17 protein-coding genes are annotated in these 21,283 nt (G+C 52.7%); 11 read left to right on the forward strand and 6 right to left on the reverse strand.

The features are described from left to right. Positions 1-44 precede the first annotated feature (44 nt). The 3 genes from EFA69_RS05255 to EFA69_RS05265 all read right to left on the reverse strand — a co-directional run bounded on the left by EFA69_RS05255 (position 45) and on the right by EFA69_RS05265 (position 2,205). On the reverse strand, positions 45-1,034 hold the full coding sequence (locus EFA69_RS05255) for a hypothetical protein (RefSeq protein WP_123132056.1): 990 nt from the start codon (positions 1,032-1,034) through the stop codon (positions 45-47). Between the two features lie 114 nt (positions 1,035-1,148). Beyond that, a complete protein-coding gene (locus EFA69_RS05260; RefSeq protein ID WP_123132057.1) occupies positions 1,149-1,415 on the reverse strand; it encodes a hypothetical protein in 267 nt (88 codons plus the stop codon). A gap of 157 nt (positions 1,416-1,572) precedes the next feature. Then, complete coding sequence (locus tag EFA69_RS05265; protein WP_123132058.1) at positions 1,573-2,205, reverse strand: hypothetical protein; 633 nt, start codon at positions 2,203-2,205, stop codon at positions 1,573-1,575. Between the two features lie 1,205 nt (positions 2,206-3,410). Between EFA69_RS05265 and EFA69_RS05270 the strand changes: the two genes are divergently transcribed. The 7 genes from EFA69_RS05270 (at position 3,411) to EFA69_RS05295 (ending at position 12,887) form a co-directional block, all read left to right on the forward strand. Beyond that, positions 3,411-8,639, forward strand: coding sequence for an Ig-like domain-containing protein (locus EFA69_RS05270; RefSeq protein ID WP_123132059.1), 5,229 nt, complete (start codon positions 3,411-3,413; stop codon positions 8,637-8,639). A gap of 5 nt (positions 8,640-8,644) precedes the next feature. Further along, positions 8,645-9,664 (forward strand): PorP/SprF family type IX secretion system membrane protein, encoded by a 1,020-nt coding sequence (locus tag EFA69_RS05275; protein ID WP_123132060.1) that lies wholly within the window; start codon positions 8,645-8,647, stop codon positions 9,662-9,664. 495 nt (positions 9,665-10,159) lie between these two features. Next, positions 10,160-10,555 (forward strand): hypothetical protein, encoded by a 396-nt coding sequence (locus tag EFA69_RS05280; protein WP_123132061.1) that lies wholly within the window; start codon positions 10,160-10,162, stop codon positions 10,553-10,555. 264 nt (positions 10,556-10,819) lie between these two features. After that, a complete protein-coding gene (locus tag EFA69_RS05285; RefSeq protein WP_123132062.1) occupies positions 10,820-11,056 on the forward strand; it encodes a hypothetical protein in 237 nt (78 codons plus the stop codon). Positions 11,057-11,200: 144 nt separating this feature from the next. After that, positions 11,201-11,626, forward strand: coding sequence for an HD domain-containing protein (locus EFA69_RS05290; RefSeq protein WP_245964505.1), 426 nt, complete (start codon positions 11,201-11,203; stop codon positions 11,624-11,626). A 15-nt stretch (positions 11,627-11,641) separates the two neighbouring features. After that, positions 11,642-11,770 (forward strand): hypothetical protein, encoded by a 129-nt coding sequence (locus EFA69_RS20580; RefSeq protein ID WP_262696967.1) that lies wholly within the window; start codon positions 11,642-11,644, stop codon positions 11,768-11,770. A 133-nt stretch (positions 11,771-11,903) separates the two neighbouring features. Further along, positions 11,904-12,887 carry an ABC transporter ATP-binding protein gene (locus EFA69_RS05295; RefSeq protein WP_123132063.1) on the forward strand — a complete coding sequence of 328 codons (984 nt, stop codon included), beginning with the start codon at positions 11,904-11,906 and terminating at the stop codon, positions 12,885-12,887. A gap of 98 nt (positions 12,888-12,985) precedes the next feature. On the opposite strand, the gene EFA69_RS05300 is transcribed toward EFA69_RS05295, so the two are convergent. Then, a complete protein-coding gene (locus EFA69_RS05300; protein ID WP_123132064.1) occupies positions 12,986-13,276 on the reverse strand; it encodes a YciI family protein in 291 nt (96 codons plus the stop codon). A 239-nt stretch (positions 13,277-13,515) separates the two neighbouring features. Here EFA69_RS05300 and EFA69_RS05305 point away from each other — a divergent pair, with 239 nt between their 5' ends. The 3 genes from EFA69_RS05305 (at position 13,516) to EFA69_RS05315 (ending at position 18,645) form a co-directional block, all read left to right on the forward strand. Next, a complete protein-coding gene (locus EFA69_RS05305) occupies positions 13,516-15,363 on the forward strand; it encodes an outer membrane protein assembly factor BamB family protein (protein WP_123132065.1) in 1,848 nt (615 codons plus the stop codon). A gap of 331 nt (positions 15,364-15,694) precedes the next feature. After that, positions 15,695-18,193 carry a TonB-dependent receptor domain-containing protein gene (locus tag EFA69_RS05310; protein ID WP_221175674.1) on the forward strand — a complete coding sequence of 833 codons (2,499 nt, stop codon included), beginning with the start codon at positions 15,695-15,697 and terminating at the stop codon, positions 18,191-18,193. Positions 18,194-18,267: 74 nt separating this feature from the next. Then, positions 18,268-18,645: a DUF1456 family protein gene (locus tag EFA69_RS05315; RefSeq protein ID WP_123132067.1), complete on the forward strand. Its 378-nt coding sequence runs from the start codon at positions 18,268-18,270 to the stop codon at positions 18,643-18,645. A gap of 241 nt (positions 18,646-18,886) precedes the next feature. Here the strand turns inward: EFA69_RS05315 and EFA69_RS05320 are convergent, their stop codons facing one another. Beyond that, complete coding sequence (locus EFA69_RS05320; protein ID WP_148041268.1) at positions 18,887-19,249, reverse strand: hypothetical protein; 363 nt, start codon at positions 19,247-19,249, stop codon at positions 18,887-18,889. A gap of 159 nt (positions 19,250-19,408) precedes the next feature. Here EFA69_RS05320 and EFA69_RS05325 point away from each other — a divergent pair, with 159 nt between their 5' ends. Beyond that, positions 19,409-20,821, forward strand: a complete 1,413-nt coding sequence (locus EFA69_RS05325; RefSeq protein WP_221175675.1) for a PQQ-dependent sugar dehydrogenase — start codon at positions 19,409-19,411, stop codon at positions 20,819-20,821. A gap of 138 nt (positions 20,822-20,959) precedes the next feature. On the opposite strand, the gene EFA69_RS05330 is transcribed toward EFA69_RS05325, so the two are convergent. After that, a complete protein-coding gene (locus EFA69_RS05330; RefSeq protein ID WP_123132069.1) occupies positions 20,960-21,208 on the reverse strand; it encodes a hypothetical protein in 249 nt (82 codons plus the stop codon). Positions 21,209-21,283 lie beyond the last annotated feature (75 nt).

Below are 21,283 nucleotides of genomic sequence, written 5' to 3' on the forward strand. Positions count from 1 at the left end.
GCTGCCCTAAGGGCAGCCTCTTCTAAAACATCAACGTTACCAGTTTACCAACTGAAGTCATCGCCGGAAGGCGGTTGGGAGCCTTGGGTTCTCACGTGGCCACTCATGGGATCATAGCGGCGCTCGCGGTCATCTTTGGCTTTGAAGTTTCCGCCGTAGCCCCAGCTCAGGGAACCGGCCGTATTGCCGTAGTCTTCACTGCGGGTTCCTTCGCCCTGCTGGTTGTAGTGGTCGCGGGGGGCTTGGTTGTAATCCAGCTGGTTGCTGTACTCTGAGCGGGTGCGGCGGTCATAACCGCTGCTGTCCAGGTTGCCCAACTGCCGGCCGCGCTCGTACTCGCCGCGGTTGTAGTGCGACTGGGAATCGTCGTAGATCTCGTAGCGGCTGTCATCGCCCCGGCGGGAGATGTCGTTGGTGCCAATGTCGCGCACGCCGCCTCTGGAGCCGGCGCGGTCTGAGGGTTGCCAGCCTCTGGTATTGTCGGCGCCGCGGCTTCCCGGACGGCCAGAGCCATCGTACTGCTCGCGTTCGCCGGGGGCGAAGCTGTTATGGTCGCGGTAGGCGCCGTACACCTGGCGGTTCACGTGGCGGTTTTCATCGCGGCCGTGGCCGCTGGCCCATTTAGACCCGTCTGAATTGTTGCCATGGTAGCCGTTGCTGGAAGAACCCCAGCCTTGCGCGCCGCCGTAGCTGCCCATGTTACCGTAGTTGCGGGTAGAGCCTTCCAGACCGTTGTTGTCTTCATGGGCGCCCATATTGTCAAAGCGTTCGCCGCGGCGGTTGGGGTCTCTGCCGTAGTCGCGGGGGAGCTCATGGTCTCTCTCGCGGCGTCTGTCTTCGGCGGAACCGCGGTATTGGTTGCTGCGGTAGTCGCGGCTTATGTCACGGTCATTGAAGTTCTGGCGGTTGAGGCGGTCATATTCGTTTCGGCGGTCGTTGTCCTGGCGGTAGGCGCCGCGGTACTGGTCCTCGTCTGCGCGCTGGTTATGTGAACGGCCGCGGCCGTAGTCCTGTGATCTATCGTTTCTGTTCATGGTGTTAAACGTTAAGTGCAACAAACAGCTTCTGTTAACGGCAAGTGAGGGGTTGCGGTTTTGGGGCCGATTTTCCGAAAAAAGGCAAAAACCAGGTTTGCCGCGCCGCGTGCCTTATTTGGTGCGCAGGTTGTTGGCGTTGCTGCCGTCCAGTTCTGTGGTGTCTTCCTCGTCTTCGGCGGCCACGTTGCCTTCTGAGAATTTCCCCTCGGGCTCCTGGTCCAGGTAATCTGACTCTATTGCTTGCAGTTTGCTGCCGCCCATGTCTGGCTTGGCGGTTTGGTCATACTCAGAATTTCCGCCGGTGGTGGGCTGGGGATTCTCGTCGGGCAGTTTTTTGCTCTCGTCTGAGTTGGTGATGATGTCTTTCTCAATGGGCATGGTTGTGTGCGTTAGGGCAAGCAGCCACTGTAGCCGCTTACGTGTTTGTACGCACCCCGCCAGAAAGGTTTATTACCAAATAATGAAGAAACCCGTTTAGGGGCTGTTTTTGGAAAAACGGCCCCTAAACGGGTTTTGCCTAAAAAATGGAGTTGGCTTAGTTCTCGCTGAAGGGCTCCAGCTTGATCTTCTCAATCATGAGGTATTTCTTGAACTCATGCAGCATGCGGGCCATCTCTTTGTCCTGCTCCTCCATCTGCTGCTTCTCTGCGTCTGCCGACTGGATGGCGGCCCGCAACTGCTCCAGGCTCACGGCCATGTGATCACGCGCCTCCTGGGCCCGGGTCTGCAAACCTTCCTCCATCTGCTGAGACGCCAGGTTGGTATCCAGCTCCTGCAGGCAAAGCTCCAGAAACGGAATCATATCCCAGGGGTTGTTGGGGCGGTTCCAGGTGAACTCAATATTGCAGCGGCGGCATTTGTAGCGGTTCATTTTCCAGCCCAGTTCATTGCTCACCACCCCTGCCCGCTTGAGTAGATCCACTTTGCCACAGGTAGGGCACTGGGCGTTGTCATCAATGATCCCTTTCAGGGTCTCGTGTTTTTCCAGGACCTGCTCCCTGAAGTCGGCGTGGTGGTATATTTTCTGGGTAAGGCGCTCACAGGCGGCGTTCAGGTCTTCATGCTCCTGGGTAAGGGTTCCCTCGGCGGCCAGGCGTTCGCCTCTCTTCTTGAAGAACTGAATGAGCTTGATGACCTCCCTCTCGTTCTCGGTGATATTCTGCTTCATGTAGCTTCTGCGTTATAGCCATCAAAGGTACAAAAAAGCCGCCGCACCCGTACCCCGCTACACCTAAATAAGATACACTCTGGTGGGGCGTTCAATTTCCCGTTTAGCACCCCAGTGCACGGTTTGGCGCTGTTTTCAGAAAAAGAGCCGCTAAACGCACAGAGCGGGCAGCGCCAAAACCGGCAACAGTGAAAAAATGAATGGAAGATGAGTGTTCAAAAGCCTACAAAAGAAGAGTTCTCCCCTTTACTTGCTGGCTGTCTCAGCAGACGATGCGCATTCCTTAGCCAGGGAGTGACTTGTGCAAAAAGGGAATTGTACGGGAACAAAAAAAGCCTCTCCTTCCATTGGAAGAAGAGGCTTTACATAAGGTAGGGGCGGGCGGGGCAAAATGTCATTAGCATCTGTAGCATATCCCCCAATAAGCACCAGCACTTTTGACGCTCCTGCAATGCAGGAGTGACCCGCCGCCCCTTGATATTTTCCTAACCCTCACACAACAAACTGTCTTTGTTGTTTTAACTGCGTCAAAGGTAATAGCTATTTTTTTTCCTGCATGATTAATTCGGTGAGTTGGTCATTTTTCCAGTTAAACTTACCGCACCGCCAGTTGAACATTCTCAACTTACGGATTAATCTTCAGCGTTGGATTTTACAAGCTTTTCAGAAACTCAGAATAATTTTTTGAAAGCCAGAATATTGTCTGCGCCTTCATTATAGTACAATAATAAAAAATAGTAAGACAAAAAGCACTCATATTACTTAACTACAATCAGATTATTGAAAAGTTTATATTTTAAATCTTTAATTATAAATCTACCTTTGACGTAATTATTGAACTAAAGTTTCAAAATTTAATGTTACTGCCCACAAATACCCCCTTGTAACATTATTTTTCCTGTATTCAGGCTCAAGAGTGCTTACAAGAGACAAAGATCAAAATACCCAGTAAGTACAATTAAAAAAAGCTATATATGAAACAGCCATACACTCTCTTTAGTCAATCAGTTTCTTTTTCTGATACCTACTGCTACCTCCAGCCTATAGCAGGCGCTGCCGTTTATCATTCCCCCGTGATTATAGGCCAGACGTCACCGCTCGCGGTTTAACCTTTTAAAGAATGGACACCTTAACCGCATAACCCTGCACCGTTGGTTTCCCCTCTTTCAAATAAAACTATAACCAAACATTTCTTAGCTGGCACCATGGCGCCTATAAAACAGTTCTTTCAATCACTGGGCTTTCTGCTCCTGTTGAGCTACGCTTCCTACGCCCAAACCTGCCCAGACCAACCTGATGCCTCCCTGGCCGACGCCAATGAGGAGAACTTCACCCGGTGTAGCTCGGTGGGCGGATCTGTCAACTACCAATTGGTGGTGACAAACGAATCTAAAACCTCATCTACCAACCGCCAATACACCATTGAGTGGGGAGACGGCAGTTCCAACACCTATCCGGCAAATTTTACCGGTGCCACCCACACGTACACCAGCCAGGGTAGCTTCAACTTGAAGTACACCGTGACCAGCGCAAGCGGGTGTACGGAGACTAAAACCTATTCTGTTTTCAATGGAAGCACGCCGGGCATTGGTATCCAAAGCCCTAACAACACGTCTGAATGCGCCCCGGCAGCCTTCACCTTCGGTATTACCGGTACTGAAGCCAATGCCACCAACACCACTTATAAAATCTGGTTTGATGACGGAACTGATACACTGAGATTCACACAGGAGACTATACCCTCTTCTATTACCCATGCCTTCACCAAATCTTCAGAAGGCAAGCCGAAGGGCTTCACGATGTACGCGGTGGCCTACGGCTGTATTCCCAAGCAAGCCGAGGTTAGCGGTATCATTATCTCCACCAAACCAATTCCGGCTTTCTCTATCTCCCCAGAAGGCGCAATCTGCCCTAACCAAACGGTGAAACTGAACGACCAGACCAAAGGCGGCTTTAACGGGAACAACGTGGGTGGTAACACCAGCGGCTACCGCCGACTCTGGACTATTTCTCCTAGCACCGGCTGGGAATTCACAAACTCCACCAACGCCTCTTCCATAAGCCCTTCCATCCTTTTCAAGGAGAAAGGATCTTATAAAATCACGTTGGCGGTAACCCCTTCCGGAACCAGCTCCACCTGCTTGGGCGACTCTATTATCAAAACTATTGTGGTGCAAGACCTTCCTGCGGCAGCCACCGCAGCCCCAGCCACTATCTGCTCCGGCACCACCGCTACCTTAACGGCTGAGGGAGACGCGCCTATCTACAGATGGTTCGCCACCGCCACTGCCACCACGCCATTATTTACCGGTGCTACTTTCACCACCCCGACACTTACCAAAACCACTACTTATTATATTGAGGCCGCGCTTAACGGCGGTTGCGCCAACCCTACCCGTACCCCGGTTACTGTAACAGTGCAGCCCTTACCGGCTATCCCATCAGCTCCCGGTGTGGCTACCTGCGTGGGCAGCCCCGCTACCCTGAAAGCGACCACCTCTGCGGGCAAAGTATACTGGTACGCCACTGCCACCGGCGGTGATACGCTGGCCACCGGCAACACTTTTGTTACGCCGGCCCTTACCGCTACCACTACCTATTATGCGGCTACTCTTTCCCCGCAAGGCTGTTTCTCTTCTTCCCGCAGGGCAGTAAAAGTAACCGTACAACCCGTGATCAGTGGAAACACCATCAGCGCCCCCCAAATCCTGTGCGAAACAGAACCTGCGGCTACCTTAACGGGCGGAACCCCGAAAGGCGGCTCCGGCAACTATACGTATCTCTGGGAAAGCAGCCAGGATGGCGTTACTTTCATAGATGCCAATAAAGATGTAGAAGGCGGTAACAATGGGGCTAATTATAACCCGGGGGTTCTTGGCAAGACTACTTGGTTCAGACGCACTGTCATCTCCGGCACCTGTTCAGATATTTCTGACCCTGTTCAGATCACAGTAGTACCTCAGGTTACGAATAACATTGTTCTTGCGGCAGCTCCAACCATCTGCTATGACGCCACTACTACCATTGCTGGCTCTGTGCCTGCCGGGGGAAACGGAGGAACTCCTGCGTACCTCTGGGAAACCAGCACCACCAGCGCCACCGAAGGTTTTACCTCAGCAGCAGGAGATAACAATAAACAGTCTTATGAAACCGCAGAACTGAAGGAGAATACTTGGTTCCGTCGCAAAGTGACCATTGATGGCTGCGTTCAAACGTCAACAGCCGTGTTGGTTTCCATCAATATGATCTCCTTCCCTCCCAAGGCAGCCAGTGTTACCATCTGCTCCGGCGCTACGGCTACTTTAACTGCCACGGCTCCCGGCGGACCATATGAGTGGTATATCAGCGCCACCGCAAAAGCCCCTATCTTCACTGGTGATACCTTTACCACAGAAGTGCTTTTTGCCTCTACTTCTTTCTTTGTGCAAAGCAAAGCCACCGGCAACTGCTCTGAGGCCCGTACTGAGGTAAAAGTAACCGTACAGCCTCCTATTGCCAACAACACCATTGCTGGCGTACAGGAGATCTGCACTGGCAGCACTCCCACTTCTCTTACCGGCACAAGACCTACCGGTGGCGATGACACCCCTATCTATGTATGGGAAAGCAGAGTGGACAAGGAAGGCACAGTGTTCGGTCTGGCAGCCGGCACCAGAACAAACCAGAATTATGCTCCTACTGCCTTGACGGAAACCACCTTGTTCCGCCGCAAAGTGACCATGGGCACCTGCGTGGAATATTCTAACGAGATCAGAGTAGTAGTGACTCCGGCCCTGACCAAAGTAACCATGCCTGCTGACATGATGGTGTGCGAGGGAGCTTCTGCCCCCATTATTAATGCCCCGGTTGCTCAAGGCGGAAACGGCAAGTACATCTATAAGTGGGAGGTTAGCTATTCAAGCGCCACCACTGGTTTTGACACTGCCCCTGGCACTTCCAATGAGGCTACCTACGCCCCTAATATCCTGAAAAACAATGCCTGGTTCCGCAGAATTACCATCTCTGGCAGTTGCCAAATAGTAAGCTCAGCGGTAAAAATAAGCGTATTGCCTTTGCCAGCTCTGCCAATTGCCAAAGACGTTGTGGTTTGCCAGAACGCCGTGGCCACCCTTACCGCCACTCCGGCCTCTTCCAACCAGAAAATTCAATGGTTTGATGTAGCCACTGGTGGCAATCTGTTAGCCGAAGGGAATACTTTCACCACTCCTCAAGCCTTACAGCAAAATACTTCTTACTACGCCCAGGCGGTTACGTCAAACGGCTGTCTTTCTTCTGCCAGAGTAGAGGTGAAAGTAACTGTGACTCCACTTCCAGCCGCTCCTGATACCATTGCCACCACGGTATGCCACTCAGAAAAGGCCATTGTACAGGTGAAGAACCCTGCTGCGAACACCAGCTACGAGTGGTTCAGCGGTGCCACCGGCGGAACAGCTCTTTTCAGAGGCCCGGTTTATACCACTGGTGCTCTTTTACAAACCACTACCTTCTATGTACAGGCTGTAACCGGCGGCTGCCCCGGACCAAGAGCCGCGGTACAAGTTACAGTACAAGACCCCATTGGGAACAATGTAGTGTCTGGTGCCCAGGAAATCTGCGCCGGAACCAACGCTGCTACTTTAACGGCCACACTTCCTACTGGCGGATTAGGTACTGACACCTACACATGGGTATGGGAAACCAGCACAGACGGCATCACCTACACAACTGCCTCCGGAGCTAGCAAATTAGACTCCTACACGCCAAGTAAACTCTATGAAACCACTTGGATCAGACGTGTGATAAGATCTGGGAACTGCGTACCTAGCGTGAGTGAACCAGTGAAGATTCTGGTGAGCCCTTCCATCATCAACAACTACATCCAGGACAACCAGGTAATCTTCATCAACACCAAACCGGCCGCTTTCACGGGCACTACGCCAACCGGCGGCACCGGAACATTCACGTACCGTTGGGAAAGCAGCTTAGATGGCAAAAATTTCAAAGCGATCACAGAGAATGGAACTTCTAAAACCTACGCTTCTGTTGCGTTGACTGAAACCACCTGGTTCAGAAGGGTAGTCATTTCATCAGGCTGCCAGGCACCAAGCAACGTGGTGAAAGTAACGGTAAATTCAGCCATTTCACAAAACACCATCTCTGCAGACCAGTCCATTTGCGTGGGCACTGCCCCTAACCTGCTGGTAGGTTCACAGCCCACCGGAGGCGACGGCAACTACAACTTTGTCTGGGAAATGAGCACCAGTGGTTCTTCTTCCAGCTTTGTGACCGCTCCTTATAATCCTGCCGCTACTAACGGCAACCCTACAGGCCAAAGCTATGCTCCTGCCGCTGTTAACCAAACTACCTGGTTCCGCAGAAAAGTTAGCTCCGGCAATACTACTCACATCTCCAACCTGGTGAAAGTGACAGTATTCTCTGCCATAACCAACAACACCATCTCCACTGACCAGACGGTGTGCGTGGGCTCAGCACCTGCCCGCTTAACGGGTACGGCTCCCGCCGGTGGAAACAGATCTTACGGTTATGTGTGGGAAAGCAGCACCAGCGGCCCAGATTCTGGCTTCGGGACAGCGTTTGGCACCAACTCAGAGCAACACTACACTCCGGGTAATTTACAGCGCACCACCTGGTTCCGCAGAAGAGTGATCTCTGGCGGATGTACTTCAGCAGAAAGTAACGTGGTAAAAATCACAGTTACCGTGCCTCAACCGCCTACTGTGCAGGATGTATCTATCTGCGGTGGCAACAGCGCTACTTTGACGGCCGTGACCAATGATGCTTCTACCGTGGTAGAGTGGTATGGACAAGCCGAAGGAGGCAGACAGTTAGGCTCAGGCCATAGCTTCACCACTCCAATATTGAAAGAAACCACTACCTACTATGTTCGGTCTGTCACCCAGAATTGCACCAGCGTACGGGTACCGGTAACGGTGCATATCCCAGCCCCAACCGCCAATGCCGGAGAAGACCAGACAGTGGTGAGCGGCGACTTCGTGACGCTTTCAGCCAGCGGCGGACTTTCTTACAGCTGGTCCCCTAGCACTGGAATGAACAACTCCAACATTGCCAATCCGGTGGTGAAACCTACACAGGACACAGAGTACACCGTGACTGTCACCACGCAAGATGGCTGTACTTCAACAGACAAAGTGTTTGTGAAAGTATTGGAGAAAGTAAAAGTATACAACGGCTTTACCCCTAACGGCGACGGTGCCAATGATGTGTGGGAGATCCCGCACCTGCAGAAGTATCCTAACTGCCAGGTGGAAGTGTTCAACCGCTGGGGTAACAAAGTATTTGAATCACGTGGCTATGAAAAACCTTGGGATGGCCGCATGAACGGTCAGCCACTGCCAGCCGCCACCTATTATTACATCATCCACCTGGGTGAAAAAGAGAATCCATTAACAGGTAACGTCACTATTATCAAGTAAGCAAAATGAAAAAGCTTGCCACCATTTTATTCTTCTTCGTATTGCTTTCACCGGCCATGGCGCAGCAGAAGGCTCAATACAGCCAGTACCTGTTCAACAACTTCCTGTTGAACCCTGCCCTCTCCGGCATTGAGAGCTATACGGATGTACGCATGGGTACCCGCCGGCAGTGGGTAGGCGTGGAAGGTGCCCCGGTGACGTATTACGTGAGTGGACACTCTTCCTTCGGGATGAGCGACCGGAACTCGCCCACGGGTCCGGGCGCCGGAAAGGGATACATCTCCAGAAGACCATCTAAAAACCCAAGCTCTACTAAATTCCACAAGTCGCGTCCGCACCACGGGTTTGGCGCCATTGCCCAGGTAGACAAGACGGGCCCGTTGAGTACTACCAACCTGAACCTGACTTACGCCTACCACCACCCCATCTCCAGAAAGGTGAACATGTCGGTGGGTTTGGCCGGGGGATTGGTGCAGAGCCGCCTGAACGGGAACGCCATTCAAATGGTGAACGGCAACGACCCGCTCCTGCGCCCTACCACCATGAGTAGAACCAACTTTGACTTAGGCCTGGGCACCTGGATTTACTCAGACTACTTCTATGTGGGCGCCTCTGCCTCCCAGCTCCTCACCACGCAGGTGTCGCAGCCGGAGGGTGGCAGAACCCCTGAGCAGAAGCTACAGCCGCACTATTTCCTTACCGGCGGGTACCGCATTAGAGTAAGATATGACTTGTCATTTGAGCCGTCTGTGATGCTGAAGTTGGCCAGCCCTAGCCCTTTGTCAGTGGATGTGAACTTCAAAGCCACCTACGCCGACAGATTCTGGGCTGGTATGTCCTACAGACATGAAGACGCCGTTGCTGCCATCGCAGGGGTTAACGTGAACCACTTCCTGGACTTTGGTTATTCCTATGACTTAACCACCTCTGGCCTGAACGCCGCCAGCGCAGGCAGCCATGAGTTCATTGTGGGCATCAAGCTCAGAAACAAAGCCCGCATGCTTTGTCCTGAGTGGCTCTGGTAACCGGAAGGTTTCTCTTAAAGCAGTAGTGCCGTTTAGGGGCTCTTTTTAGAAAAAGAGCCCCTAAACGGCACTACTGCTTTAAACCCATTTTAAATGCTTAAGGTGCTTGCACTACTTGTGTAAGGACACTTCCCCTCATCACCGGCCGTCGCTTTCCTCTTCCAAACCCGCCAGCTAATCAACTCACGCTCCTCCTTCCTTTTCTACAATCTGCTTCTGTGCCTTTTAAAGTAGGAAGGCCCCCAAACAGACAAGCTTTAACTCAATATTAATAATATTATATATACAATATTAAACAAAGCATCTTTTGAATCTCAAAGCAATATCACTCATTTAATATTATAGTTTAAACTTTCTAATAAAAGCCAATTAACCACACCTTTACAGTAACTCAAATAGCACTTCACCGTAAAAAACACAAAAACAGAGAATAGATATTTCCAAGCTCCTACAACCATACTAACAAAAACCTCCACCTCCTAAAATTCAAAATCCATGAAAAACTTTACTCTCTCTCTTTGCCTTTTTGCAGCGGTGGCCTTTAACGCTTCGGCACAGAATGCCCCTAAAAACGATGCGGTGGAGAAAACCTCTACTTCCATTTCCCGGCTCATGCTTTCCTCTATGGGCATGAATGAGAATGAATATATTCAGGTGCGCGCCCTTAACATTGAACGACTGTCAAAAGCCGCTGAGGTAGCCAAAACCTATGAAAACGACGCGGAAATGAAAGAAGCCCGTCTGCGGGAGATTGACGAAGAGTTTGAGAACAAGCTTTTCCGGATTCTGACCAGCCGCCAGGTAGAGGCCTACGCTGAGTTCAAAACCAGACCAGAAGCTAACTTTCTTTCATTGGTGCAGGAGGTAACGCCTGGCACCAGAAAGAAATAGAAGATATAAGATAGATTGATTTGATTTGTGAACAAGAAGAGGCCCCACCAAGTGGGGCCTCTTCTTGTTAGGGCATCCTTCTAATTACGGAAACCATTTTTCTGAACCGATGAAAGAAACCGCTACCTTCGCGGTGTGTATGCCCGCATGAGCAAAGGCGCTCCTCTCCCCTTTTGCCTCCCATGCCCGTTTCACGTATAGTAATGTAATACCAAGAATTTCTTCCGAGTTTATAACCGGAAGAAACCATCAAAACCTTTGCCTATGGAATGGTACAAGCTCTATAATCCCAAAGCGATGAACTCCTTCCAGTTCATTGCGGTCACCGGCCTCATCATGTCTTCCTTGGCGCACCTGCTGCTGCACCTGTGGGGCAAAGAGATCGCCTCTTTCAATTACCTGTACCTCTGCTGGGGCACCCTTTTCGTGTTTGGGTCTATCCAGAACCTGCGCCATAAACCTGAGGACGACGATCACCATCATCATCACCACCATCATTAAAAACACAGCTTACAGGGCTGAGGCACGCACCTATCGTTTAGCGGCCGTTTTTCTAAAAATAGGCCCTAAACGCAGAGCGGTCTATGTCTGGCTTGCACCGTAAGGGCGCAGGAAGTAACTTATCGGTTTTAAACGCACACATCCATGACCAGAGAAGAAGCGCTTCAGCTTTTGCAGGAATATACCAAAGGCGAGAGCCTTTTACGCCATGCCCGCACCGTTGAACTGGTTATGCGCGCCTATGCCCAGAAGTTGAACCAGGACGAAGAACTCTGGGGCAACACCGGCCTCTTGCATGACGCCGACTATGAAGCGCACCCTACGCAACATCCCCAGGTGATCGTGAACCTGCTGCGCGAACGCGGCGAGGAAGAAATGGCCCATGCCATCTCGGCGCATTACAGCCACTGGGGCGTGCCGCACGAGAGCCTGCTGGACAAAGCCTTGCTGGGCTGCGATGAGATCACGGGCTTTGTGGTGGCCTGCGCCCAGGTACGTCCGCAACGGCTGGAGGGGCTGGAAGCGAAATCGGTGCTGAAGAAACTGAAACAGGCCAGTTTCGCGGCTTAAGTTGACCGGCAGGAAGTGAGGCTGGGCGCCGAATTGCTTCAGGTAGATCTGGCGGAGCACATCACGTTCATTATTCAGGCCCTGGCCCCTCATGCGCAGGAGTTACAGCTAACGCCGGTTTCCTCCCAAACCCCGCAAGAATAAGCATCTGGGCATCAGTAATGTCAAAACACCAGGTCAGCACGAAACACCAACAGGTTCCATTTTCCATAGGGTATCCATCCCCTCTCAAATCCGGAAAACCATCCACAGGCAAAAGGTCTTCCCTCGTAAATATATGATGTTTCTTAAAGTTGCAGGAATTAGCAAGCAGGGCGAAGACGAGGCGGTAGTACAAGACATCAGCTTTACCCAGCGGGAGTTTGAGCGAATTGCCATAGCTGGCGAAACCGGTTCTGGCAAAAGTACCCTGCTCAAGATCATTGCCGGGCTTATACAGCCAGACGCAGGACAAGTCTTTTTTGAGGAGGAACGGGTGCTGGGCCCCGCCGAGAAACTGGTGGCTGGCCATCCGGGTATTGCGTACCTTTCGCAGCAGTATGAACTGCCCGAATTTCTGCGGGTAGAACAGGTCTTGCGCTATGCCAACTCTCTGGAGCAGGAAGCCGCAGACGCGCTCTATGCCCTTTGCCGCATCACGCACCTGCTCCACCGCCGTACCGACCAACTCTCCGGCGGAGAGCGGCAACGCATTGCCCTGGCCCGGCTGCTGCTCACCTCGCCCCGGCTCCTGCTCCTGGATGAACCGTTCTCCAACCTGGACACCGGCCATAAGAACCTGCTCAAAACCATCATCAGAGACATTGGCGAGCAACTGGAGATCACGTGCCTGCTTATTTCCCATGATCCGCTGGATACGCTTTCCTGGGCGCAGCAAATTCTGGTCATGCAGAACGGGAAGCTGCTCCAAGCCGGAACCCCGGAGCAGATTTACCGCCAACCCATCAATGAGTACGTGGCCAGCCTCTTCGGGAAATACAACCTGCTTTCTCCGGAGCTGGCGCAGGTATTGAAGGGCGTTCCGGCCCCTGAGCACCAACACAAGAGGCTGCTGGTACGGCCCGAGGCATTTACCATCACCTCAGCAAGCAGTCAGGCGGTACAGGCCCAGGTTCGTAGTGTCACATTTTATGGCAGCTACTATGAGCTGGAAGTGCAGTGGGCAGACACAGTTCTGTTAATCAAAACCACCGCCACCCAAGCCACCCCCGGCGATAAGATTTACTTATCCTTGGCTCCGGAGGCTGGTTGGTATCTGTAAGACATAACTGCGTTTAGGGGCTCTTTTCTGAAAAAGAGCCCCTAAACGCAATACGGCCGAATTTAAGAGAGCCTGAGAAGGTCCCCTGAAAAGGAAGATTAGATATTGGCTACCTTAAACGTGGTGACCTCTACTTTCTCCCAGACTTTCTGGAGCATATAGGGTTCATGCGCCAACCACTGGTCAATCTGCTCTCGGCTGTCAAACTCCAGCACCAGCGTGGACCCAATCATTTTCTCTTCTTCATTGAGCATGGCACCGCCCAGCAGAAAGTTGCCGGACTCTTTCAGCTTTTTGGCCATCTCCAGGTGCGCCGGGCGGGTAGCCATGCGGCGGTCCAGAGCTTGGGCATCGGTGTAATCTAGGGCGGTAATCAGGAATTGTGGCACGGGGAATAACGTTGGTTGAAGTTCCTAAAGTAAGGAATTTACTCAGATTTATCGGTTTGGGTTTTGGTAGCGGTTCTTCTGCCCTTTTCTGTTTTCCCGGCTCCAGTTTTGGCCTCTTTTCCAAAAAAGAGCCCCTAAACGCAATTTCCTGGCAAAAAAAGGCGCCTCCCGCTGTGAAGTTTGGAATATCCATGACCTTTTGCGGATATTAGCCCGCTTAAATCATTCTTACCTTACCCATGAAAAAAATTCCCCTCCTGCTCCTGCTGTTCTGCGCCTGGCTTGCCACGCAGCCCGGCCTGGCGCAGTCGTTCAAATTCGCGTTTGTCACAGACACCCACATTGGTTCGCCCAGCGGCGGGGCCGAAGAAGACCTGGAGCGCACCATCGCCGACATTAACCAACTGCCCGGCATTGACTTCGTGCTGCTCACCGGCGACATCACCGAGATGGGCACCAACAAAGAACTCAAGCATGCCAAACAGATCATCAGCAAGCTGAAAATACCCTATTACATTGTGCCTGGTAACCATGACACCGGCTGGTCAGAGTCTGGTGGGGTGAGTTTCATCCGGGAGTTTGGGTCAGACAAATTTGTATTTGAGCATAAAGGCATCAAGTTTATTGGCTGCGCCTCGGGCCCATACGTGCGCATGTCAGACGGCCATATTCCGCGTGATGCCACCGTTTGGTTAGACAGCGTACTGGCTGCCACGTCCAAAACGCAGCCCATTGTGTTTGTAAACCACTACCCCCTGGACAATGGCCTGGACAACTGGTATGACGCCATTGACCGCCTCAAGAAGTATAACACCCAGTACACCATCTGCGGCCACGGCCACCAGAACACCGTGGTAGATTCTGAGGGCCTGCCGGGCACCATGGGCCGCTCTAACCTGCGGGCCAAAGAAGCCATTGGCGGGTACAACCTGGTGGAGATGCGCGCAGACTCCGTGCTGTTCTCAGAAAGAACCCCGGGCGTGGGCACCAAACCCGTATGGCGCCGCCTGGCCCTGGGCACCCGCAACTACAATGACGGCAAAACCTATGACCGTCCTTCCTTTGACGTGAACACCACCTACGCCGCCACCAAAAAAGCCTGGAGCTACCACTCAGACGCCAACGTGATCTCCACGCCCGTGAACGCGCAAGGTCTGGTGATCTTTGGCAACAGCGTGGGCAAAGTGGAAGCGCTTTCTGAGAAAGACGGAAAACTGAAATGGTCCTTCCAGACCGGCGGCGGTATCTTCTCTTCCCCGGCGGTGTACAAAGATCTCATCATCTTCGGGTCCGGCGACGGGAACATCTACGCCTTGAAAGCCAAAACCGGCAAACTCGCCTGGAAAGCCGCTACCGGTGCCTCAGTGTTGGGTTCTCCGCTGGTGCAAAACAAAACGGTCTACATTGGCGGCAGCGACGGGAAGTTCAGAGCCCTGGAGGCGGCCAACGGTAAGCCCGTTTGGGAGTTTGCCGGGCTGGAAGGAGCCGTGGTGAGCACACCATTGGCCTATGAAGGGAAAATCATCTTCGGGGCTTGGGACCGCCATCTGTACGCGGTAAACCAGAAAGACGGCTCCCTGGCCTGGAAATGGAACAACGGTTCCCCTAACCGCATGTTCTCCCCGGCCATGTGTATTCCAGTGGCCCATGACGGCGTGGTGTACATTGTGGCGCCAGACCGTTTCATCACCGCCCTGAACAGCCAAACCGGAGAAGCCCTCTGGCGCAGCAAAGAAGCCACCGTGCGCGAATCCCTTGGCCTGTCGGCCGATAAAAAACTGGTGTACGGCAAAACCATGCAAGACCAGGTAGTGGCGTTTGAGACAAACAAAACCGCTCCCAAACTGGCCTGGAAAATGAACGCCGGTTTCGGGTATGAGCACGTGCCTTCCATGCTGATTGAGAAAGACGGGGCCGTGTTCTTCGGGACCAAGAGCGGCGTGGTGTACAGCATCAATCCGCAGACCCAGCAGGTAAACTGGGCCCATAAAATTGACAACTCCATGGTGAATACCGTGAATGTGCTGCCCAAGCGGCGCCTCATTGCCGCCACCATGGACGGTAAAGTGGAAATGCTCACCTATTAGAACCATAAAAAGTCCTACCTAAAAAGGAGCCAGGCTAAAATGTCTGGCTCCTCTTTTTTTAAGCCCCAACTTGATCCAACAGCACTTGTTCCTCAATGCTACTACCACAGCTGGCTGTTATATTTTCACAGAATTCAACTATTTGTTAGTTTTTTAAACCTTAAAGCAAGCCTCGGCCAATAATATTTTTAATAAATTTAAAGTCAGGGATTAAACCTATGGATTTATTCTTTGTCTATAGGATTCAGCCAGAGGTAGACTGCGTGCACGTTGTGTAAATAGTCCATTTCTGTTCATTGTCCACAACTGCCGCCCCTGTTCCATGAAACACATGCTACAGCTTATGATTCTGCGCTTACCTACGCTCCTTCTGATCCTGTTGCTGTTCATTGGCTGGAGCCTGCCCTCCCGCGCGGAACGTAGGGCAATTATAATTCAGCGAGCGGGTGTTTCTGTAACGGGTACAGTAGTAGATGCCCTCACCAAAGCCCCGGTAGAATTTGCCACGGTGGCCCTTCAGGACAAAAGCGGCAAACCTATTGGCGGCGCCCCCTGTGATGCCACCGGTACGTTCACGCTCCCCAACGTGGCGCCCGGCGCCTATGACCTGGCCATCAGTTTCATCGGGTACCAAACCAAGCTGCACCCCATTACCGTTACCGCCGCTGAGAAAACCCTGCAACTGGGCCAGATCCCATTGCAGACCGACAGCAAAGCCCTGGAGGAAGTGGTGGTGACCGGAGAAAAGAACCTCATTCAGGAAACCGATGACGGGCTGGTGTACAACGCCGAAAACGACATCACCAACATTGGCGGTACGGCCGCCGACGTGCTGAAGAAAGTACCGTCGCTGGCTGTGGACATAGACGGGAACGTGGAGATGCGCGGCAGCCCCAAGATCAAGATCCTGATCAACGGCAAGCCTTCCACCATGCTTTCAGACAACCTGGCCGAAGCCCTGCAACAGATCCCTTCAGACATGATCAAGAGCGTGGAAGTCATTTCCAGCCCATCGGCTAAGTATGAGGCAGAGGGCACGGCGGGCGTGGTCAATATCATCACCAAACAGAGCTCCATGGAAGGCATGACCGGCCAAGTGACCGCCACCACCGGCAACCGCACCAATAACCTGAACACCAACCTCAATTACCGCAAGAATAAACTAGGCCTGAGAGCGAGCGTGGGCGGCAACTTCAATGACCGCAACGGCGATTCTGAATCTGACCAGGTCTATTTTCGGGAGGAGAACCTCATCCAGACGCCCTCCAAGCTTATTAGACAGAGCAGCACGTTTGAGAACAACGGCCGGTCCATCTTCAGCCAGCTGGGCGGCGATTATGACTTTGACGAGAACAACAACCTGAGCGTGAACGTGCGCCTGAACGGTTCACGCAACCTCACCGACCGCACCTTGTCCACCCGCCAGTACACTCCTTCCGGGGAGGAGCAACTGGCCAACTTCCGCTTCCGAGATATTGACAACTCCAACAAAGGCCAGGGCTTTGAAACCAATCTGCACTACAAGAAACGGTTCCGGCAAAAAGGACGGGAACTGGATTTTATCTCCAGCTTTAACACCAACCAACACCGCAGCGATTACGCGCTGGCCGAGGAAAACGGACAGGAAACCGTCACCCGCCTGGAGAAAAGCGATAACCACAGCCAGAACCGGGAAGTGAATCTGCAACTGGACTACAGCCACCCCTTAGAGAAACTGGGTAGGCTGGAGGCGGGGATGCGGGCAGTGCTGCGTAACTCCGGCAGTGACTATGACTTCCGTTTCTCCCGCTCAGAAACCGCCCCGCTGGCCGAAGACCCCGCCCGCTCCAACGAGTTTCAATACAACCAGAACGTGTACTCCTCTTACCTTTCCTATACCCTTCGGCTTAAAAAGATCTATACCATACGGGTAGGCGGGCGCTATGAGTATACCCACGTAGCCGGTGACTTCGCCACCAACAACATCACCACCAACCTGCAGAAGCCTTTCCATAATTTCATGCCCAACGTGATGTTCATGAAAATTCTCCCGCATAACCAGCGGCTGCGGTTGTCATATGCCACCCGCATCCAGCGGCCCGGCATTTCGCAGCTCAATCCCTACCGCAACGAGAGCAACCAGCTGAACATCCGGTACGGGAACCCTAACCTGGAGGCCGAACTCACCCACAACACTGAGATCAACTATAGCTGGCTCTATAAAAGCACCAGCCTCAATGTTTCGGCTTACTGGCGGCAAACCAATAATGACATTGCCCAGTACCAGTTTCCGGTCTCGCTCAACAATGACACGCTCAACACCACTTTTGACAATTTGGGCAAGAATGCCACCTACGGCACCAGCCTTTCTGCCAATACCCGTTTCAACCAGAAAGGGCAGGTTGGCTTAAACCTGAACCTTTTCTACAATGACCTCAACAGCTTTGTGGGGCAGCGAGCTATTCAGCGGTCGGGGTTTATGTACAACCTCAGCGGAAACGCGTCTTACCGTTTCGTGAATGATTTTAGTGTGCAGACAGCCGGTTCGTTTACTTCGCCGCGCCTGTCTCTGCAAAGCCGCAGCACCTACCAGTACTCGTACAGCCTGGGCTTGCGCAAGGAATTCTGGAAACGCAAAGGCGGGGTGAGTCTCAATGTGGAGAACTTCCTGTTCGGCAATAACTCCATAAGAACCACCGTGAACAACGCCAACTCCAACAACGTGAACCTCAACAACACTTACAACCGCATTGTGCGGCTGAGCGTGAACTACCGGTTTGGGAAAATGGAATTCAAGCGGAACAAAGCCTTGGAGAAATTCACTACGCCAGATCCTAAAAAGAAGGGTTGATCTATTCAACTCCCATGGCTGGCTTGCTTTTTTGCTGCGTATACGTACTTTCGTGCACCATTTAAGGCAAGGCTATGACCAATAACGATATCATGAAGAAACTGCGCGTGGCGCTCCAACTCCGGGACGATGACATTATCAGTATCCTGAAGCTGGTGGATTTCAACGTGACCAAGAGCGAGCTGGGCGCTATTTTCCGGCAGGAAGACCACCCTAACTACAAACCCTGCGGCGATCAGCTGCTGCGCAATTTCCTTAATGGCTTGGTCATTCACCTGCGCGGCCCGCAGGCCCCGGCCAAGCCCGCAGTTCCCAAGCAGAATTCAGGCCCTTCCGCTGGCGCCCCCAGAGGTGACAAAAACTTCGGACCCAGAAATGACAGGAACAGAGATCAGGAGAGAGGCAGCCGGGACCGCCGGGAGGACAATCGTCCGCCCAGAGGTAAACGGTAAATACCACAGCAGAACTCCTTCGGTCACCTAAGCAAGTGCAGGGCAAGAAAACTTGCCTCTAATAGAAGTTGTCAAGGTGGGCGTACCATTTTATTCTGCCTGAGTTCAGCGCATATATCTCACTAGCAGATGGCTCTTTTCAACTTGCCTGTTGCTGACCAGATTCCTCTTTCTTCTTTTAGCCCCTAAACAGAAACTCCACGGTTCTTGCTCATGGAGTTTCTGTTTAGGGGCTCTTTTTCTAAAAAGAGCCCCTAAACGCATTTACTGTTGGTACATATTTTTCTACCAATAATAGCATTAATTCAAAATTACTTTTACTTTTACCAACAACAAAAGCAATCTTCATACTGTAAACCAGCAGATAGGGCGCACAAAATGCCTGTAGCTGCAAATCTTGGCTCCTCTCCTCTTTCCTAAGAGCGTATGATTTAGTTTTGGCCGTTTCCTGTTCCAGCACATATTCAGCCAACCCAACTCTGCAAGAAATATGGTCTTGTGAGCACATCGCTTCCCCTTTTTCCATCCTCTGCACCCCATCTGGCAAAGCGGCTTTTCGGCTTTGTTTTCTGATTTGCGAATGACCTCTTTCTAGCCTTTTCACAGTACTTCTCTTCTTACCAGCGTACTCTTTGGCCCCAAGGCCGAAGGAACAGTTCTACTTCATGGTCTCCGGCGGGCTTACCAACTTCTTTAACCGGGTAAGCCTTTGTTCCTGTGCATCTGCATTCAAATGAAACCCAATGTCACAAAACCAAATCTCATGAAGATTACCTTTACAGCTCCTAAAGCTAGATTCACCTTTGCCTCCCTCCTGCTCCTGGTGCTTACCAGCATGGCCCTCACCTTGCCCGGCTGCGAAGAAATTGAGGAAATTCTGGAAGACAGAGCCCGTCCCCAAACCGGCGGCGCTCCCCTGGACCTCCAGCTGGTCGCCGATAGCTTGGCCTCCCCGCTGGGCGTAGTGGCCGTCCCGGACCAAACCAACCGGCTCTTCGTGATTGACCAGGTGGGCAAAGTCTGGGTCATTGACCAGAACGGGCGCAAACTCTCCCGGCCGTTCATAGACGTGAGCAGCAAAATGGTGCCCCTTTCCCCCAACTATGATGAGCGCGGACTGCTGGGATTGGCCTTCCATCCGCAGTATGCCCAAAACGGCCGGTTCTACATTTACTACACGCTTCCGCCACGAGCGGGCGGGCCCACGCCCACTACTACCTGGAACAACCTGAGCCGCATCTCAGAATTCAGGGTTTCCTCGTCTAACCCCAACCAAGCCGACATAGGTACTGAACGCGTCATTCTCCAGCTAGACGATCCGCAGACGAACCACAACGGCGGCACCATTGCCTTTGGGCCAGACGGGTACCTCTACATTGCCATTGGTGATGGCGGCGGGGCCAATGACGTAGCTCCCGGCCACGTGGAAGACTGGTACAAAGCCAACGCCGGCGGCAACGGCCAGGACATTGAAGCCAACCTGTTCGGGGATATTCTGCGGCTGGACGTGGACCGCGGCGCCCCGTACGCCATTCCCAGAGACAACCCGCTGGTGGGCCGCCCGGGCCGCGACGAGATTTACGCCTACGGGTTCCGGAACCCTTACCGTTTCTCCTTTGACATGGCCGGGGGCCGCCAGCTCTTCGTGGGCGATGCCGGGCAGCTGCTCTACGAGGAGGTTAGCATTGTGAAAAGCGGCGGCAACTACGGCTGGAACGTGAAGGAAGGCACCCACTGCTTTGACGCCGCCAACCCTTTGCAGGAGCTTGCCAACTGCCCCACCGTAGATGCTTACGGCGTGCCGCTCTCAGACCCGGTCATTGAGATGAACAACTACCGCAACCCCAAAGGCGGAAGGGCCACCACCATCATTGGCGGCAACGTGTACCGCGGCATTACTTTGCCGGGCTACCACGGCAAATACTTCTTCGGGACGTTCTCCCAGGGCCCCGGCACTCCCAACGGGGAGCTGTTCATGGCCACTCCCATGGGCGAACGCAGCCTATGGTCTTACCAGGAAGTCAACCTGAAAGGCCGCCCCAATGACCTGGGTTATTATCTTAAAGGCTTCGGGCAAGACAACCAGGGCGAACTCTACCTGACCGTTTCCAGCCTCACCGGCCCCACAGGCACTACCGGCAAGGTCTACAAGCTGGTGCCCGGCTGGCGCCGATAGGTTCAACCGTACAAAGTAGTGAACAGAAAAGGCATGTCTGCAGAAGGAAAACACTTCTACAGACATGCCTTTTACTTTGACTGCGCGTTTAGGGGCCGTTTTTGGAAAAAGAGCCCCTAAACGCAAGTGGGGCAACAGTTAACAGTCACAGGTGAAATCGCGGCTGTTGTATTTGTTGGAGGGCGTGTCTCCTACCTTTACCAGTTGGTCAAACTTAATCTCTTCGCCGGTGGCCAGCTCCAGGTAAATACCGTCTTCCCGTTCCTGCACCTGTTTAATCAGGGCCGTCACGGTGAGGTATTCCTGCAGGTTAGTCACGTACTGTATCTTGGTGAATTTCTTCTTTTGCGCGGCCTCCTGCACAGCCGCTAATAATTGCTCATCCATTGTTTCTGTGGTTGGGTAAAAAGCCGCTGCCGCTTCTTGGTTTCATTCCGCAGGCGGGGCTGTCTAGGGTGTACG

This window comes from Rufibacter immobilis, assembly GCF_003721565.1.
In the GTDB taxonomy this organism is placed as follows: domain Bacteria; phylum Bacteroidota; class Bacteroidia; order Cytophagales; family Hymenobacteraceae; genus Nibribacter; species Nibribacter immobilis.